The following is a 16,348-nucleotide window of genomic DNA, read 5'->3' as shown; positions in this document are numbered from 1 at the left end:
CGACCGGGTGTACACATATCGGTCGACGGGCGTGGCGGATCCCATGTCCGGAGTCGTGGTCGAAGGTCCTAGGAGGCCCAGAAGTGGATGCCGCAGTGCTCCGACAGGCACCGCTGTTCAGTCAGCTCGACGACGAGGCGGCCGACGCGCTGGCAGCCTCGATGACCGAGAGCCGGCTGCGCCGCGGCCAGGTGCTGTTCCACGAGGGTGATTCCGGTGACCGGCTGTTCATCGTCGTCGAGGGCAAGGTCAAGCTGGGCCGCACCTCCGCCGACGGCCGGGAGAACCTGATCGCCGTGCTCGGGCCGGGACAGATGTTCGGTGAGCTGTCGCTGTTCGACCCCGGACCGCGGTCCGCGACCGTCACCGCCGTCACCGACGCCTCGCTGATGTCGCTGACCCACGACGAGCTGCTCCGCTGGCTCGACGGCCGCCCGGCGGTCGCCCGCGGCCTGCTCCTGCAGCTGGCCTCCCGGCTCCGCAAGGTCTCCGACGTGGTCGCCGACCTGGTCTTCTCCGACGTACCGGGCCGGGTCGCGAAGGCCCTCCTGGACCTCGCCAGCCGCTTCGGCCGCACCGCCGACGACGGCGTCCACGTCCACCACGACCTCACCCAGGAGGAGCTCGCCCAACTGGTCGGCGCCTCCCGCGAGACCGTCAACAAGGCCCTCGCCGACTTCGCCTCCCGCGGCTGGGTCCGCCTCGAGCCCCGCTCCGTCGTCCTCCTCGACGTAGACCGCCTCCAACGCCGCGCCCGCTAGGCGTTCAAGTAGTCCAGCTGGGCCCGGACCGAGCGTTCGGCGGCGGGCCAGAGGGTTTTGTCTACGTCGGCGTAGACGTGTTCGACGATGGACTCGGGGGTGGTGTGGCCCTCGGCGATCGCGGCGCGGACCTGGGCGAGGCGTTCCTGGCGGTGGTCCAGGTAATAGGTGAGGACGCCGGTGGGGTCGTCCACGACGGGGCCGTGGCCGGGGAGCAGGCGCAGTACGTCGGCCGGGCTGTTCGCGAAGGCCCGTAGGCGTTCGAGGGAGTCGAGGTAGGGGCCCAGCGCACCGTCCGGGTGCGCGACCACCGACGTACCGCGGCCGAGGACCGTGTCCCCGGTCAGCAGCGAGCCGTCCTGCGGGAGCCAGAAGCACACCGAGTCGAGGGTGTGGCCCGGCGTCGGGAGCACCTCGACGCGGAGGCCGTCGACCGTGATCACGTCACCCTCAGCCAGGCCGTGCGCGTGGTCGGTCGGGATGCGGAACGCCGGGTCGACCGCGCGGACGCCGCAGCTGGCCTGGTTGGCGAACCACGCGGCGCCCTCGGAGTGGTCCGGGTGCTTGTGGGTGAGCAGTACGACGGCGACCTGGCCGGCCCGCTCGAGGACCGCGCGGAGGTGGTCCTCCAGCAGCGGGCCGGGGTCGACGACCACCGAGCGTTCCGCGCCGGGCGCCCGCAGGATCCAGGTGTTCGTGCCGTCCAGCGTCATCAGGCCGGGGTTGTCGGCGCGTACCAGCGTGGCGTACTCGGTCATGTGGTCTCCAGATAGGCCTGGTCGCCGTCGACGCGCACGGTGGGCATGATCGCCCGGATCGCCCGCTCGCCGGCCGCGTCCAGGATCGCGGCCACGTCGTCGTACTGCGAGAGTTCGTGGCAGCAGACGTACGTCGGGGGCAGCATCAGCACCTCACCCGCGTCGACGGCCGCGACCGCGTCCGCGGGGCGGATCCAGGTGACCTGGTCGGACTCGCTCGTCACGTCCCGCGTCACCTGCCCGGACGGGAGGGCGGCGACGAAGAACGCGGTGTCGTACCGCTTCGGCTCGAACTCCGGCGTGATCCAGTGCGCCCACGGGCCGAGCAGGTCCGCCCGGAGCACGAGACCGCGCCGGTGCAGGAACTCCGAGAACCCCAGCTCCCGGGTCTCCAGCGCGACCCGGTCGGCCTCCCAGCCGGCGCCGGTGGTGTCGCCGACGACCGAGTCCGCCGAAGGGCCGGCCAGCAGTACGCCGGACTCCTCGAACGTCTCCCGCACCGCTGCCGCGACGTACGCCGCCGCGGTCTCCGCCGAACACCCGAGCCGCTCCGCGAACCAGGCCGGCGAGGGGCCGGACCACGAGTCCGCCACGGTGGAGTCGGTCGCGTCGACCCGCCCACCGGGAAACACCGTCATCCCGGCGGCGAAAGCCATCGTCCGTTGCCGCCGCAGCAGATAAACCTCCGGCCCACCGCTGAGCGCGTCGCGGAGGAGGATGACGGTGGAGGCGGGGCGGGGTGCGACCGGGGTTCGGTCGCCGCGGGCGTAGTCGAGCGCCACTTCGGCCATCCGGCCGGTCATCAGCTGCGACTTCAGATCACGCACGACGGCTCCCGGAACAACAAGCCGCACGCGCCGACAGGCCGGGAGCGGCGTACGGCGTTCCCGGACGGCACGCGGCGGGCGTCGCACGGCTTGCCTGAGCGCTCGGACGGCAGGCTGCGGAGGCGACCGGCTTGGGCCGGTCGCCTCGCCTTGCGTGTGTGGCGGTGGATCAGTTGACCTCGACGATCAGCTCGACCTCGACTGGGGCGTCGAGCGGGAGGACCGGGACGCCGACGGCGCTGCGGGCGTGCTGGCCGGCCTCGCCGAAGACCTGGCCGAACAGCTCGGACGCGCCGTTCGCGACCTGCGGCTGGCCGGTGAAGTCGGGCGTGGAGGCGATGAACGCGACTGCCTTCACGATCCGCTTCACGTTCGCCAGGTCGCCGATCTCCGCCTTGACCGCGGCCAGTGCGTTCAGCGCGCACTGCTGGGCGCACTCGCTGGCCACCTCGGGAGTGACCGCGTCGCCGACCTTGCCGGTGGCGATCAGTGTGCCCTCGCGCAGCGGCAGCTGGCCGGACGTGTAGACCAGGTCACCGGTCCGGACCGCCGGGACGTACGCCGCGACCGGCTTGGCCACCTCGGGCAGCTTCAGGCCGAGCGCGGCGAGCTTCTCCTCGGGGTGGCTCATTTGTCCTCGATCTCCCGCTTGAAGTACGCGACCAGGTTCTCCGGGTTGAGGCCCGGGATCACCTGGACCAGCTCCCAGCCGTCCTGGCCGAAGTTGTCCAGGATCTCCTTGGTCGAGTGGACCAGCAGCGGCGCGGTGAAGTACTCGAACTTCTTCATGAAGGGGACTGTACCGAGACCTTCCCCGCCCCACCGCCCCGGTCAGGAACGGTGTGTCCTGCACCACGCCCTACCCTGGGACGTATGGCGCGACTGCACGTGGTGACCGGCAAGGGCGGCACCGGGAAGACCACGGTCGCGGCCGCCATGGCGCTTGCGCTGGCCGAGGAAGGCAAGCGCGTCCTGCTCGTCGAGGTCGAGGGACGCCAGGGCCTCGCCCAGCTCTTCGACGTACCGCCTCTGCCGTACGTCGAGCGCCGGATCGCGCAGGGCCCCGGCGGCGGTGAGGTGTTCGCGCTGGCTGTGGACGCCGAGGCCGCGCTGCTGGAGTACCTCGACATGTACTACCACCTCGGCCGCGCCGGGAAGGCGCTGGAGAAGGTCGGCGCGATCGACTTCGTCACCACGATCGCGCCCGGGCTCCGCGACGTCCTGCTGACCGGCAAGGTCTACGAGGCGACCCGCCGCAAGGTGCACGGCCGGCTCGCGTACGACGCCGTGGTGCTGGACGCGCCGCCGACCGGGCGGATCGCCCCGTTCCTGAACGTGAACACCGAGGTCGCCGGACTCGCCAAGGTCGGACCGATCCGCAACCAGGCGGACGCGATCATGGGCATGCTGCGCTCGGACGTGACCCGGATCCACCTGGTCACGCTGCTCGAGGAGATGCCGGTCCAGGAGACGCTCGACGCGTTCGAGCAACTCGAGGCGCTGGACCTGCGGATCGGGTCGGTGGTGGTGAACATGGTCCGGCACAGCCCGCTCGACGACGACGCGCTCGCCCTGGCGGTGAAGGAGAAACTGCCCACCGCCGAACTCACCCGGGGCCTGAAGGCGGCCGGGATCACGATCGGCGCCGACCTGGTGCGGACGCTGGCCGCGGAGGCCCACGACCACGCCATCCGGGTCGGGCTCGAACGCGAGAACCGGGACCGGATCGATGCCCTGGGCAAGAAAGTAACGGAGCTGATGCTGCAGCCGGAGGGCATCGACCAGGGCACGTTGCTCGACCTGGCAGAGGAGTTCCGGGCATGACCGAGCTCGACCTGGACGCGTTGATCGACGATCCCACGACCCGGATCGTGGTCACCTGCGGCGCCGGCGGGGTCGGCAAGACGACCACGGCAGCCGCGCTCGGCCTGCGGGCCGCGGAACGCGGGCGGAAAGTCGTCGTGCTGACGATCGACCCGGCGCGCCGGCTGGCGCAGTCGCTCGGGCTGACCGAGCTCGACAACACCCCGCGGGCGGTGGCCGAGGTCGAGGCCGCGAACGGCGGCCGGCTGGACGCGATGATGCTGGACATGAAGCGGACGTTCGACGACGTCGTGCTGCAGCACGCGACGCCGGAGAAGGCCGAGCAGATCCTCGCGAATCCCTTCTATCAAGCGCTTTCCTCGTCGTTCGCGGGCACCCAGGAGTACATGGCGATGGAGAAGCTCGGTCAGCTGCACAAGCAGGCCGAGCGGACCGGCGACTGGGATCTGATCGTCGTGGACACTCCTCCGTCGCGGTCGGCGCTGGACTTCCTGGACGCGCCCGAGCGGTTGGCGTCGCTGCTCGAGGGCCGGTTCCTCCGGTTGCTGCTGGCGCCGGCGAAAGGCCCGTTCCGGCTGATGTCGGCCGGGGTGAACATGGCGATGTCGGTGCTGAACAAGGTGCTCGGCGCCCAGGTGCTGACCGACGTACAGACGTTCGTGGCCGCTTTCGACACGCTGTTCGGCGGGTTCCGGCAGCGGGCCGAGCAGACGGTCGCGCTGCTGCGGGAGCCGCACACGGCGTTCCTGGTCGTGGCGTCGCCGCAGAACGACGCGCTGCGCGAGGCGTCGTACTTCGCCGAGCGGCTGCGCGCCGAGGGAATGCCGCTGGCCGGCGTCGTGCTCAACCGGGTGACGAATGCGCAGGCGCCGGACCTGTCGGCGGAGCGCTCCCTCGCCGCGGCGGAGAAGCTCGAGGAAGCGGACAAGTCCCCGCTGACGGCCGCCGTACTGCGGTTGCACGCGGACAAGATGCAACAGGTCGTCGGCGACCACAAACGCGCCGACCGCTTCCGCCGCGGCCACCGCGCGATCCGCACCGTCGAGGTCCCGGCCCTCCCTGACGATGTCCACGACCTCACCGGCCTACGCCAGATCGGCGACCTCCTCACCGCCTGATGCGGACCTGCGCCACTCACCAAGCGGCCGCACGTGGGGCGACCGCCCAGGCGCTGAGCGTGAAACCTCGCCTGGCGGAGCAAGTTGGGCGGGTTGATGAGTGGTGGGCGTCCGGTCTCCGCGAGTTCACCGTGAGCGAACGCTCCGGGGTCCGGGAATTACTTGCTTACACCTGTGGTTGAGCCTGTCAGACTCAATCTTGAAAAGGGTGTGACAGCGTGACCGATACGTTGAATCTTCCTGTTCTGCCGCTGGACGACGTGGTGGTCCTGCCGGGGATGGTCGTGCCGGTCCGACTCGCCGACAGCGAGGCCCGGGCGGCGATCGATGCCGCGCAGGCTGCTGGGCAGGACCAGGTGCTGCTGGTGCCGCGACTGGACGGGAAATATGCCAAGGCCGGGACGCTCGGTGAGATCGAGCAGATCGGCCGGCTGCCGGGCGGTGCCCAGGCGGCCGTGATCCGTGGGGCCCAGCGGGTCCGGATCGGCGCCGGGACCACCGGTCCGGGTGCCGCGCTCTGGGTGGGCGCGACGGTGATGCACGAGATCACCGACGACCGCTCCGCCGAGCTGGCCCGCGAGTACAAGACCCTGACCACCTCGGTGCTGCAGCGTCGCGGCGCCTACCAGGTCATCGACTCCATCAAGGGCGTCGACGACCCGGCGGAGCTGTCCGACCTGGCCGGCTACGCGTCGTACCTGAACACCGAGCAGAAGTCCTGGCTGCTGGAGAACGCGAACGTCTCCGAGCGGTTGGAGAAGCTGGTCGGCTGGGTGAAGGACCACCTCGCCGAGCTCGAGGTCTCCGAGACGATCCAGAAGGACGTCCAGGAGGGTATGGAGAAGCAGCAGCGGGAGTTCCTGCTGCGCCAGCAGATGGCCGCGATCCGCAAGGAACTGGCCGAGCTGGACGGCAAGGCCGAGTCCGAGGAAGAGGACTACCGGGCCCGCGTCGAGGCTGCCGACCTGCCCGAGCACGTCAAGAAGGCGGCGCTCGCCGAGGTCGACAAGCTGGAGCGGACCGCGGAGCAGTCCCCCGAGGTCGGCTGGATCCGGACCTGGCTGGACACCGTTCTCGAGCTGCCGTGGAACGAGCGGACCGAGGACAGCTACGACATCCGCGAGGCGCGGGCCGTGCTGGACGCGGACCACGCCGGTCTGGACGACGTGAAGCAGCGCATCACGGAGTACCTGGCCGTACGGCGTCGTCGTGCGGACCGTGGTCTCGGTGTCGTCGGCGGCCGCCGCAGTGGCGCCGTCCTGGCACTGGTCGGTCCGCCTGGCGTGGGCAAGACCTCGCTGGGTGAGTCCGTGGCGCGTGCGATGGGGCGGAAGTTCGTCCGGGTCGCGCTGGGCGGTGTCCGCGACGAGGCCGAGATCCGTGGCCACCGGCGGACGTACGTCGGCGCGCTGCCGGGCCGGATCGTCCGCGCGATCACCGAGGCGGGCTCGATGAACCCCGTCGTGCTGCTGGACGAGATCGACAAGGTCGGTGCGGACTACCGGGGCGACCCGACGGCCGCGCTGCTGGAGGTCCTCGACCCGGCGCAGAACCACACCTTCCGGGACCACTACCTGGAGGTCGAGCTGGACCTGTCCGACGTGGTCTTCCTGGCCACGGCGAACGTGCTGGACTCCATCCCGGCGCCACTGCTGGACCGGATGGAGCTGGTGCAACTGGACGGGTACACCGAGGACGAGAAGGTCACGATCGCCCGTGACCACCTGCTCCCGCGTCAGCTGGAGCGGGCGGGCCTGACGGCGGACGAAGTGACCGTCCAGGACTCGGCGCTGCGGGTGCTCGCGGGTGAGTACACCCGGGAGGCCGGCGTACGGCAGCTCGAGCGCTCGATCTCGCGGGTGCTGCGGAAGGTGACGGCCAAGCTCGCTCTGGGCGAGGACCTGGACAACCTGACGATCGGTTCGACCGACCTGAAGGAGTACCTGGGTTCGCCGAAGTTCACCCCGGAGTCGGCCGAGCGGACGGCGCTTCCGGGCGTGGCGACCGGGCTGGCGGTGACCGGTGCGGGTGGTGACGTGCTCTTCGTCGAGGCGTCGCTGGCCGACAAGGAGACCGGCCCGACCGGAGTCACGCTGACCGGACAGCTCGGTGACGTGATGAAGGAGTCGGCGCAGATCGCCCTGTCGTACCTGCGCTCGCACGGCGCGGAGCTGGGGCTGCCGGTCGGCGACCTGGCCGAGCGGAACGCCCACATCCACGTGCCGGCCGGCGCCGTCCCGAAGGACGGACCGTCGGCGGGTGTGACGATGACGACGGCGCTGGCCTCGCTGCTGTCCGGGCGGCCGGTCCGCTCGGAGGTCGCGATGACCGGTGAGGTGTCGCTGACCGGACGGGTGCTCCCGATCGGCGGCGTGAAGCAGAAGCTGCTCGCCGCGCACCGGGCCGGGCTGACCACGATCCTGATCCCGAAGCGGAACGAGCCGGACCTGGAGGACGTGCCGGCGTCCGTGCTCGCGGAGCTGACCGTGCATCCGGTGAGCGACGTCCGCGAGGTGCTGGACCTGGCGCTGGAGCCGGCCGAGGTGCAGAGCCACCAGTACGCCGCGTAACGCCGTACCGAACGAGGGCCCGGGCAACTGTCCGGGCCCTCGTCCTTTCGGATAAACTTTGTCCAGCGTGAGTGACCGAACTCACACGCGCAGCGGTAACCCAAAAAGCTGATCCCGTAGTCTTTACAACCATGCGCGTCAGGGAGAAGGGCGACCGGGGAGTCGTCCAATCTGTGGTTCTGTTCCTCGGGGTGAGCGTGCTGTCGGGGGCCTTGGCCGCCGGTCTCGCGATCCCCCTCGCCGGCCTCGCCGGGTTCACCACGGAGAAGACTTCCGACACATTGCAGGACCTGCCGCAGCAGTTCGACGAGGTGCCGCTGAAGCAGAAGAGCACCATCCTGGCGGCCGACGGGTCGGTGATCGCCACCCTCGCCGAGCAGAACCGGGTCCCGGTCAAGCTCAAGGACGTCGCCTCGATCATGCAGAAGGCGATCGTCGCGATCGAGGACGACCGGTTCTACGAGCACGGCGCCCTGGACGCGAAGGGCACGCTGCGCGCACTGCTGCAGAACCAGTCGTCGGGCTCGGTGCAGCAGGGCGGTTCGAGCATCACCCAGCAGTACGTGAAGATCAGCCTGGTCGAGAAGGCGAAGACGCCGGCCGAGGTGGCCGCCGCGACCGCCGACACGTACCAGCGCAAGGTCGCCGAGCTGCGGTACGCGATCGCGGTCGAGAAGCAGTACTCGAAGAACGAGATCCTGGAGAAGTACCTCAACCTCGCCAACTTCGGCGACGGCGCCTGGGGCATCCAGGCCGCCGCCCAGCACTACTTCTCGGTGAACGCGTCCCAACTCACGCTGCCGCAGGCCGCGATGCTGGCCGGCCTGGTGAAGAACCCCACCGGCTACGACCCGACCAACAACGCCAAGCGCGCCAAGGACCGCCGCGACGTGGTCATCCGCCGGATGCTCGAGCTGCACGTCATCTCGGTCGCCCAGGCCAACTCGGCCCTGAAGACCCCGGTCATCGACCCGGCCAAGGTCCGCCCGAACAAACTGGGCTGCGCGAACGGCCCGTACCCGTTCTACTGCGAGTACGTCGTCTCGCTCCTCGAGGACAACCCCGCCTTCGGCAAGTCGACCGTCGACCGCGCGAATTACATCAAGACCGCAGGCCTTACCGTCAAGACCTCGCTCGACCCGAAGATCCAGGCCGACGCGCAGCGCTCGATCGACACCCACTCGCAGACCACCGACCGCGCCGTCGCGGCGATCACGATCGTCGAACCCGGCACCGGCCTGGTGAAGGGCATGGCCCAGAGCCGTGCGTACGGCAGCAAGCGCGGCCAGACGTCGTACAACTACAACGTCCCGAAGACCTACCCGGGCGGGTTCGGCGGCTGGCAGAACGGCTCGACGATGAAGGCGTTCACCATCGCCGCGGCGATCCAGAAGGGCATTCCGCTCAACTACAAGATCAACTCGCCGAGCCCGCTGCCGATGGGCGGCCAGAAGTTCAGTACCTGCAACGGCACCGTGCCGGTCGAGAAGGGATACTCGCCGAAGAACTCGACGACGAACGTCCCGGTCCCGACCATGATCGAGGCGGCACAGAAGTCGACCAACACCTACTTCCTGCAGCTCTCGCAGCGGACGGGCCTGTGCCCGATCGCCAAGATCGCCAGCGCCTTGGGGATGTACCAGGCCCAGTCCGGTGAAGCGCTCCAGCAGGTCCCCTCGATGACCCTGGGCATCGACCAGATCTCGCCGCTGCAGCTGGCCAACGCGTACGCCGCTTTCGCCGCCCGCGGGATGTACTGCACGCCGTGGCTGATCACCTCGGTCAAGGACTCGGCCGGTAAGTCGGTGAGCATCCCGGGCGCGCAGTGCAAGCAGGCGCTGTCGCAGGAGGTCGCCGACGGAGTCAACGCGGTGCTCCACCAGGTCATGGAGACCGGCGGCACCGGTAGCAAGCTGAAGTTCGGCAAGAGCGACCTCGCCGGCAAGACCGGAACCATCAACGAGGCCAAGGCGGTCTGGTACGCCGGGTACTCGAGCAAGCTCGCCGCTGCCGCCACGGTGGCCGACGCGTCCCCGCCGTACACGGAACTGCAGGGCCAGACGCTGAACGGCAAGCCGATCCACGACGCGTCCGGTTCGGGTACCGCCGGCCCGATCTGGGAGGCCGCGATGAAGGCCGCGCTGCAGGGCTACCCGACGACGAAGTTCGTCGCGCCGTCCAGCGTGATCCAGCGCGGCAACGTGAAGGACCTCCCGTTCGTGAACGGCATGAACCCCGAGGACGCCGCGAACAAGCTGCGCCAGGCCGGCTTCGAGGTCGCGATCGCCTCCGGCACGGTCAACTCCGAGGAGACCGCCGGCACCGTCGCGTACACCGACCCGCGGCAGCGTGACGGCGCCCCGGCCGGCTCGCTGGTGACGATCTACGTCTCCAACGGCAGCAAGAAGAACCAGCCGAAGCCAGGGACGACCACCAACACCCCGCAACCACCGCCCACAACGCTGAATCCGAACTGCCCGCCCTGGAACCCGAAGTACCCCAACTGCGGCGGCCGCGGCCACGGCTGACAGCACTGAGGGCCTCGTCCACCACGGACGAGGCCCTCAGTCTTTTGATGCTCAGGCGCCGAGCTGGCGCTTCACCTCGGCGGAGACGACTGCGCCGTCGGCCTTGCCCTTGACCTTGGGCTGGAGGGCGCCCATGACCTTGCCGATGCCGCGCGGGCCGAGCTCGGCGGCGCCGGTGGTGGCAATGGTTTCGGTCACCAGGGCCTTGATCTCGTCCTCGGTGAGCTGCTCGGGCAGGTACTCGGCCAGGATGTCCGCCTCGGCCTGTTCCTTGTCGGCGAGCTCGGCGCGGCCTGCCTCGCGGTACGCGACGACGGACTCGCGGCGCTTCTTCGCCTCGGAGCTCAGCACGTCGACGATCTCGGTGTCGCTGAGTTCGCGGGCCTCCTTGCCGGCAACCTCCGCCTTGGTGATCGCGGTGAGCGCCATCCGCAGCGTCGACTTGCGGATCTCGTCGCGCGCCTTGAGGGCGGCGGTCATGTCGTCGTGCAGGCGCTGCTTCATTCCGGAGTTGGACATACCTGAGATTGTGGCAGGCTGGTGAAATGAGTATCGCGAGGACCGCCCTGAAGACCGCCGCGGCGGTCACGGCTGTCGGCGCCGCGTGTGTCGGGTACGCGGCCGGGATCGAGGTGCGCTGGTTCACACTGCGCAAAGTCACCGTGCCGGTGCTGCCTGAGGGGTCGGTGCCGCTGCGGGTGCTGCACCTGTCCGACCTGCACCTGATGCCCACGCAGGAGAAGAAGATCCGCTGGGTCAACGACCTGGCCGCGCTCGAGCCCGACCTGATCGTCAACACCGGCGACAACCTCGCGAGCGAGCACTCGGTCCCTCCGCTGCTCCGCGCGTACGGCGACCTGCTCGACCTGCCCGGGGTGTTCGTGTTCGGCTCCAACGACTACTGGAAGCCGCACTTCAAGAACCCGGGCAAGTACCTGCTGCCCGCGAACAAGCAGCGGCACAAGCCGCACGGCCCCGACCTGCCGTACGAGGAGATGCGCCGCGCGTTCACCGGCGCCGGCTGGACGGACCTGAACAACGCCAAGGCCACCCTCAAGGTGAACGGCCTGCGCCTCGACTTCGCCGGCACCGACGACCCGCACATCAAGCGCGACCGGTACGACGACGTCGCGGGCGAGGTCGACCCGGCCGCGGACCTGTCGATCGGCGTCACGCACGCGCCGTACCAGCGGGTCCTGAACGGGTTCGTCGGCGACGGCTATCCGCTGGTGCTCGCCGGCCACACGCACGGCGGCCAGCTCGCCGTCCCGTTCTACGGCGCCCTGGTGACGAACTGCGACCTCGACACGTCCCGCGTGAAGGGCCTCACCACCTGGGGGTACGGCGGCCGTCAGGCGGCGCTGCACGTGTCCGCAGGCCTCGGTACATCGCCGTACGCGCCGGTCAGATTCGCCTGCCGGCCGGAGGCGACACTGCTGACTCTGGTCCCTCGGAATAACCCGATTTCGTCCGGACGCTGAGCCCATGTAAGCTACTCGCGACTTCGGGCTGTGGCGCAGCTTGGTAGCGCGCTTCGTTCGGGACGAAGAGGTCGCAGGTTCAAATCCTGTCAGCCCGACCACCATTGAGGGTCAGTCACTGCGGTGACTGGCCCTCAGTGCGTTAGGACGTGTCGCGGAGGTGCTTGGGTGGGCGGGGCCGATCACTACGAGGTGCTCAACGTCGAGCGCACGGCCAGCACCGCCGAGATCAAGTCCGCGTACCGGAAGCTCGTCCGGCAGGTGCATCCGGACCAGGGCGGCAACGCGGCGCTCTTCCGCCTCGTCCAGGACGCCTGGAACACCCTGTCCGACCCGGCGAAGCGCGCCGCGTACGACCGCGGCCTCGACCGGCCGGCGGAGGCACCGCGCGCCAACCCGCGCCGGGAGCCGGATCCCGAGCCGGAGCCGACCTGGACCTGGTCGACCGACCAGCCGTGGTACGACGAGCAGTCCCGCTCCACCGACCAGTCCTGGTCGTCAGAGCAGGCGTGGTCCGACGGGCAGCCTCGCGCGGCCGACGAGTCCAGGACAACCAGTACGACCGGCGACCCGGCTCGGCCGGTCGATGCCGGCCTGGTCCAAGCCCGCCCGGGGTTCGGCCGCTGGCGGCTGCCGGCGCTCATCGCCCTGGTCGCCTTCGCCGCCCTGGTCATCGGCATCCTGGTCAGCGCCAGCTACCAAGGCTTCTGGGACATCGCCTTCGGCATCTGCACCGCCGCGATGATCGTGGTCGCGCTACCTCCGCACTGGAGCCGGCGAGTGCCGTTCCGCGGCCTGTTCATGACCCTCGGCGTCCTGACCGCGGCGTTCTACCTGCTGGCGCTCGTGCTGACCGCGCTTCCGTTCGCGGCGGACAACGGGTCCGCCGTCGGCCGCATCCTGATCGGCGCGACGGTCGTCGGCCTCGTGGTCACGCGGATCCTCACCGGCCGCTGGTCGAAGGCGCATGCCCTCGACCGGGCCATCGACCGCACGGCGGCGTACGAGTTCAACCTGTGGGGCCGTCCCGGCGAGCCTCTCGTCGACGACGCCCTGGCCGCGCCGATCACGCCGTACGACGTCCTGCTGCAGCGGCGGACGGCCAACCTGCTCGATCCGGTGATCACCGCCCTGCCCGCGGCGAAGCTCGTCCACGGCGCGCAACTCGGCGCGGTCGCCGTCGACCACATGCTGCTCAACGGCCACCGTGTCGCGCTGATCGTCTCGCTGGTAGGACCGCCCGGCGTGTACTCCCTGGACGCCTACGGATCCCTCGTCTTCAACGGCCAGCCGCTGGACAGCCCCGTGGCCGCACTGGAAGCCGCCGTCACCTCCTGGCGCGGCCGCCTCCGCACGGCCGAGGTCCGCGGCTTCCTGATCGTCCACCCGTCCGCCGACGGCCGCATCAGCACCCGCCCCACCACCGACACCGCCGTCACCTGCCTCCCCTCGCAGTCCGCCGCCGACGACCTCCTCACCTGGCTCCAACCAGAAGGCAACCTCCTCGACCGCCGCCTCCTGTACGACGTCCTGCACCGCGCGCCGTACGGCCTAATCTGAACGTATGCAGCGGGTTGATCTCGGTGAGGTGGAGTACGGCGTTGCCGCGAAGGACATGCGGGAGTGGGTCGAGGAGCGGGTTGCAGGCAAGGTTGGGGATCGGCTGTTTCTGCTGAGTCATCCGCCGGTGATCACGTACGGGCCGCGGACCGGGCTCGACGATCTGCCGGCGGAGGCGGCCGGGATTCCGGCGGTGGAGGTTGATCGGGGTGGGTTCGCGACGTATCACGGGCCCGGGCAGCTGGTCGGGTATCTAGTGATCGATCTGCATCAGCGCGGGCCGGTCGACGTCGTGCGGTGGGTGGAGAACGGGCTGATCGACGCGCTCGGGTCGCTCGGGTTCCCGCTGGTGCGGCGGCACACCCCGAAGGGTGCGAGCAGCCTGGTCGGGGTCTGGACCGCGGACGGCCGGAAGCTGTGCTCGATCGGGATGCGGATCCGGCGGGGCGTGACCAGTCACGGGTTCTCGATCAACGTGGACCCGGACATGACCGTTTTTCACACGTTCACGAGTTGCGGACTGCACGACGTCACGATGGTGTCGCTCGCGGAGCTGGCCGCCGAGCAGGGCCTGGCCGCGCCGAGCGAGGCCGACGTGCGCGATGCCGTCGCGCACAGCCTGGGAGCCCGATAGCCTGCGGCAATGAGTCAGGAGGACGACGGCGACCGAATGCCAGCGGATCTGGAGGCCGTCCTGGAAGCCGCCGACGAGGCGGAGCAGGCCGAGAAGGGGCGGTACGACGCCCCGCCGCTGCCGCCCGCGCTGATCCTCGGTGTCGTCGGGCTGCTGTGCGGGTTCGCGACCATCGCGCTGGTGTGGCTGAGTGAGCGCAGCTGCGAGCGGTTCCGCGACACCACGAACTGCGGCGCCCTCGGACTGCCGCTGCTGGTGTTGATCGTCGTCGTGACGATGGTGCTCGGCGGCCTGGCGCTCAGCCGGCTGGCGATGCCGCACCCGAAGCTGATCCCGTTCCTCGGCGTCGCGTTCATGGTCGCGCTGGTCATCGCGTTCCTGACCGGCCACCTGGACTCGCCCTGGATCCTCGCCGTCGTACCGGCGCTGACCGCCATCACCTTCCTGCTCGCCGATCTCGTCGCCCGACTGCTGGAGCGTGCCGATGCCTGACCTGCCCGTCTACGAGTGCCCGCGGACCGCCACCACGCCGAGTCTCGACGGCACCCTGACCGACCCCGCCTGGGACGCCGCGCCCTGGACCACGGACTTCGTCCCGATCCACGACGGCCCCGCGCCGCGGTTCCGGACCCGGGCCAAGCTGATGTACGACGACCGGTACCTGTACGTCGGCGGTCTGCTCGAGGAGCCGCACGTCTGGTCGACGATGACCGAGCACAACAGCAAGCTGTTCCACGAGAACAACTTCGAGCTGTTCCTCGACCCGGACGGCGACGGGCTGAACTACTACGAGTTCGAGATCAACCCGCTCGGCACGATCTGGGAGCTCACGCTGCCCAAGCCGTACGTCGACGGCGGCGTCCCGATCGACCCGACGAACCTGCCCGGTCTGCGGACCGCGATCCACGTCGACGGCACGGTCAACGACCCGTCCGACACCGACACCGGCTGGTCGGTCGAGCTCGCCGTACCGTGGGCGGATCTGGCCGCCTACAACCAGGGCCGCGCGACGCCGCCGAACCCGGGCGACGAGTGGCGGATGAACCTGATGCGCTGCGAGTGGCCGCACGAGGTCGTCGACGGGGCGTACGTGAAGGGTGAGGACATCGAGTTCTGGGTGTGGTCGCCGCAGGGCATTGCGGACATGCACCGGCCTGCTACCTGGGGCGTGCTCCGTTTCTGACTCCGTGACTCCCATGACCCCTGTGACCCGGCGTTAACACGACCAGGAGACAATGAGGTACGTGAACTTGGGGGGCAGCGGCGATCTCGACGGCGACCAGGTCGTCAGTGCGATCGAGCGTGCCTGCGAGAGCGATCTGCGGACGGCTTTGCGGCTGGTTGCGCGCTACTCGGCGTACTGGTGGTCGAACGGGCTTCAGGACGAGGCCGCGGCCGCGGCGGAGCGCGTGCTGAGCATGCTCGGCCGGACCGTCCCGGTCGGGCTCGACGAGGAGTACCTGCTCGCGGTCGTCCACGGAGCCGCGACGGCCGAGCAGGAGCAGGTGGAGCTGGCCCAGCAGATCGTGCTGACGACGACCGGCCCGTTCCGGTACTCCGTGACGGTGCTGCTCTGGTCACTAGTGTTCGGGCCGTTCGAGCCGGCCGCCGTGGTCGAGGACGTGCTGGAGCGGAACGAGGGCGGTGACGCGTGGACGCGCGCAGCCGTCGAGCTGTGCCGCGGGTACCCCGGTCTGACCACGGCTGCGCCGGGTGACGCCGTACAGGCGTTGCGTACGGCGCTGGGCCGGTTCCGGATGCTGGAGGACCGCTGGGGCATGTTCCTGGCGCTCAACGGGCTCCGGCAGGTCGTCGACGAGCCGCTGGACGTCATCACGGAGGCGATCCGGCTGGCCGAGGAGCTCTGTCTGGGTGACCACACAGCCCTGCTGCTGTGTGAGCGCGCCGCCCTGTACCTACGGTCCGGCAAGCTGGAGGACGCGCAGGACGACTACAGCCGCGCACTGTCGATCGGTGAGCACGCCGACCTCCCGGAGAGCGTCGCCGCGGCGCGGATCGGCCTGAGCCGTGCGGCGCGCGGCTCGGGGAACCTCCCGGCAGCCCGCGCGCACCTGTCCGCCGTGCTCGCGCTCCCCGACCTGGACGTCGCCCACCACGAGGCGATCCTCGAGCTCACCGCGCTGAACGCCTCCGAAGCGTCCGCGTAGGACCCGACCACACAGCCGGGTGGTACGCCGCCACATCTGTGGCACCGCCCACATCGCGAGACACCGTTCCTCTGGTTAGAGTCGGAGCGAATCGGCAGAAGACAACACCGGCCACTGCA

At 69.9% G+C, this 16,348-nt stretch carries 16 protein-coding genes and 1 tRNA gene; 12 read left to right on the top strand and 5 right to left on the bottom strand.

The genetic code is table 11. The features are described from left to right. Positions 1-83 precede the first annotated feature (83 nt). Entirely contained in the window at positions 84-761 is a 678-nt protein-coding gene (locus ACWEOO_RS27910) for a cyclic nucleotide-binding domain-containing protein (RefSeq protein WP_167203704.1), read from the top strand. On the opposite strand, the gene ACWEOO_RS27905 is transcribed toward ACWEOO_RS27910, so the two are convergent. From ACWEOO_RS27905 to ACWEOO_RS27890, 4 genes are all read right to left on the bottom strand, one after another. After that, positions 758-1,519: an MBL fold metallo-hydrolase gene (locus tag ACWEOO_RS27905; RefSeq protein ID WP_452145543.1), complete on the bottom strand. Its 762-nt coding sequence runs from the start codon at positions 1,517-1,519 to the stop codon at positions 758-760. The two genes, ACWEOO_RS27910 and ACWEOO_RS27905, sit on opposite strands and share 4 nt — an antisense overlap. After that, positions 1,516-2,346: an NUDIX hydrolase gene (locus ACWEOO_RS27900; protein WP_452145542.1), complete on the bottom strand. Its 831-nt coding sequence runs from the start codon at positions 2,344-2,346 to the stop codon at positions 1,516-1,518. The genes ACWEOO_RS27905 and ACWEOO_RS27900 overlap by 4 nt, the downstream gene beginning before the upstream one ends. A gap of 169 nt (positions 2,347-2,515) precedes the next feature. Continuing rightward, positions 2,516-2,977 carry a RidA family protein gene (locus ACWEOO_RS27895; RefSeq protein ID WP_359941278.1) on the bottom strand — a complete coding sequence of 154 codons (462 nt, stop codon included), beginning with the start codon at positions 2,975-2,977 and terminating at the stop codon, positions 2,516-2,518. Next, positions 2,974-3,135, bottom strand: a complete 162-nt coding sequence (locus ACWEOO_RS27890) for a DUF4177 domain-containing protein (protein ID WP_166679940.1) — start codon at positions 3,133-3,135, stop codon at positions 2,974-2,976. The genes ACWEOO_RS27895 and ACWEOO_RS27890 overlap by 4 nt, the downstream gene beginning before the upstream one ends. Positions 3,136-3,219: 84 nt before the next feature. Between ACWEOO_RS27890 and ACWEOO_RS27885 the strand changes: the two genes are divergently transcribed. The 4 genes from ACWEOO_RS27885 to ACWEOO_RS27870 all read left to right on the top strand — a co-directional run bounded on the left by ACWEOO_RS27885 (position 3,220) and on the right by ACWEOO_RS27870 (position 10,386). Next, positions 3,220-4,170 carry an ArsA-related P-loop ATPase gene (locus tag ACWEOO_RS27885; RefSeq protein WP_359941282.1) on the top strand — a complete coding sequence of 317 codons (951 nt, stop codon included), beginning with the start codon at positions 3,220-3,222 and terminating at the stop codon, positions 4,168-4,170. Beyond that, entirely contained in the window at positions 4,167-5,288 is a 1,122-nt protein-coding gene (locus ACWEOO_RS27880) for an ArsA family ATPase (RefSeq protein WP_359941285.1), read from the top strand. The genes ACWEOO_RS27885 and ACWEOO_RS27880 overlap by 4 nt, the downstream gene beginning before the upstream one ends. A 218-nt stretch (positions 5,289-5,506) precedes the next feature. Next, positions 5,507-7,858: an endopeptidase La gene (lon, locus tag ACWEOO_RS27875; RefSeq protein WP_452145541.1), complete on the top strand. Its 2,352-nt coding sequence runs from the start codon at positions 5,507-5,509 to the stop codon at positions 7,856-7,858. A gap of 131 nt (positions 7,859-7,989) precedes the next feature. Beyond that, complete coding sequence (locus ACWEOO_RS27870; protein ID WP_452145540.1) at positions 7,990-10,386, top strand: penicillin-binding protein; 2,397 nt, start codon at positions 7,990-7,992, stop codon at positions 10,384-10,386. 51 nt (positions 10,387-10,437) lie between these two features. Here the strand turns inward: ACWEOO_RS27870 and ACWEOO_RS27865 are convergent, their stop codons facing one another. Continuing rightward, the gene (locus tag ACWEOO_RS27865) at positions 10,438-10,905 is read right to left on the bottom strand and encodes a GatB/YqeY domain-containing protein (protein WP_452145539.1); all 468 of its coding nucleotides are present in this window, start codon (positions 10,903-10,905) and stop codon (positions 10,438-10,440) included. Between the two features lie 26 nt (positions 10,906-10,931). On the opposite strand from ACWEOO_RS27865, the gene ACWEOO_RS27860 reads away from it, so the two are divergent. From ACWEOO_RS27860 to ACWEOO_RS27830, 7 genes are all read left to right on the top strand, one after another. Continuing rightward, positions 10,932-11,867: a metallophosphoesterase gene (locus tag ACWEOO_RS27860; RefSeq protein ID WP_452145538.1), complete on the top strand. Its 936-nt coding sequence runs from the start codon at positions 10,932-10,934 to the stop codon at positions 11,865-11,867. A 24-nt stretch (positions 11,868-11,891) separates the two neighbouring features. Beyond that, positions 11,892-11,968, top strand: a tRNA-Pro gene (locus tag ACWEOO_RS27855). A gap of 67 nt (positions 11,969-12,035) precedes the next feature. Further along, the gene (locus tag ACWEOO_RS27850) at positions 12,036-13,427 is read left to right on the top strand and encodes a J domain-containing protein (RefSeq protein WP_452145537.1); all 1,392 of its coding nucleotides are present in this window, start codon (positions 12,036-12,038) and stop codon (positions 13,425-13,427) included. 4 nt (positions 13,428-13,431) lie between these two features. Further along, positions 13,432-14,061, top strand: coding sequence for a lipoyl(octanoyl) transferase LipB (gene lipB, locus ACWEOO_RS27845; RefSeq protein ID WP_452145536.1), 630 nt, complete (start codon positions 13,432-13,434; stop codon positions 14,059-14,061). Positions 14,062-14,070: 9 nt separating this feature from the next. Beyond that, on the top strand, positions 14,071-14,553 hold the full coding sequence (locus ACWEOO_RS27840; RefSeq protein ID WP_452145535.1) for a hypothetical protein: 483 nt from the start codon (positions 14,071-14,073) through the stop codon (positions 14,551-14,553). Further along, positions 14,546-15,244 carry a carbohydrate-binding family 9-like protein gene (locus ACWEOO_RS27835; RefSeq protein WP_452145534.1) on the top strand — a complete coding sequence of 233 codons (699 nt, stop codon included), beginning with the start codon at positions 14,546-14,548 and terminating at the stop codon, positions 15,242-15,244. The genes ACWEOO_RS27840 and ACWEOO_RS27835 overlap by 8 nt, the downstream gene beginning before the upstream one ends. A 61-nt stretch (positions 15,245-15,305) precedes the next feature. After that, positions 15,306-16,229, top strand: coding sequence for a tetratricopeptide repeat protein (locus ACWEOO_RS27830; RefSeq protein WP_359941318.1), 924 nt, complete (start codon positions 15,306-15,308; stop codon positions 16,227-16,229). Positions 16,230-16,348 lie beyond the last annotated feature (119 nt).

This window comes from Kribbella sp. NPDC004138, from assembly GCF_053603655.1.
This window is presented reverse-complemented; position numbering and strand designations above follow the sequence as displayed.

Bases quoted from the DNA above. Each gene is read 5' to 3' on its own strand.
- ACWEOO_RS27890 (WP_166679940.1), bottom strand. From the start codon at position 3,135: ATGAAGAAGTTCGAGTACTTCACCGCGCCGCTGCTGGTCCACTCGACC.
- ACWEOO_RS27870 (WP_452145540.1), top strand. From the start codon at position 7,990: ATGCGCGTCAGGGAGAAGGGCGACCGGGGAGTCGTCCAATCTGTGGTT.
- ACWEOO_RS27895 (WP_359941278.1), bottom strand. From the start codon at position 2,977: ATGAGCCACCCCGAGGAGAAGCTCGCCGCGCTCGGCCTGAAGCTGCCC.
- ACWEOO_RS27905 (WP_452145543.1), bottom strand. From the start codon at position 1,519: ATGACCGAGTACGCCACGCTGGTACGCGCCGACAACCCCGGCCTGATG.
- ACWEOO_RS27840 (WP_452145535.1), top strand. From the start codon at position 14,071: ATGAGTCAGGAGGACGACGGCGACCGAATGCCAGCGGATCTGGAGGCC.
- ACWEOO_RS27865 (WP_452145539.1), bottom strand. From the start codon at position 10,905: ATGTCCAACTCCGGAATGAAGCAGCGCCTGCACGACGACATGACCGCC.
- lipB (WP_452145536.1), top strand. From the start codon at position 13,432: ATGCAGCGGGTTGATCTCGGTGAGGTGGAGTACGGCGTTGCCGCGAAG.
- ACWEOO_RS27860 (WP_452145538.1), top strand. From the start codon at position 10,932: ATGAGTATCGCGAGGACCGCCCTGAAGACCGCCGCGGCGGTCACGGCT.
- ACWEOO_RS27885 (WP_359941282.1), top strand. From the start codon at position 3,220: ATGGCGCGACTGCACGTGGTGACCGGCAAGGGCGGCACCGGGAAGACC.
- ACWEOO_RS27835 (WP_452145534.1), top strand. From the start codon at position 14,546: ATGCCTGACCTGCCCGTCTACGAGTGCCCGCGGACCGCCACCACGCCG.
- ACWEOO_RS27880 (WP_359941285.1), top strand. From the start codon at position 4,167: ATGACCGAGCTCGACCTGGACGCGTTGATCGACGATCCCACGACCCGG.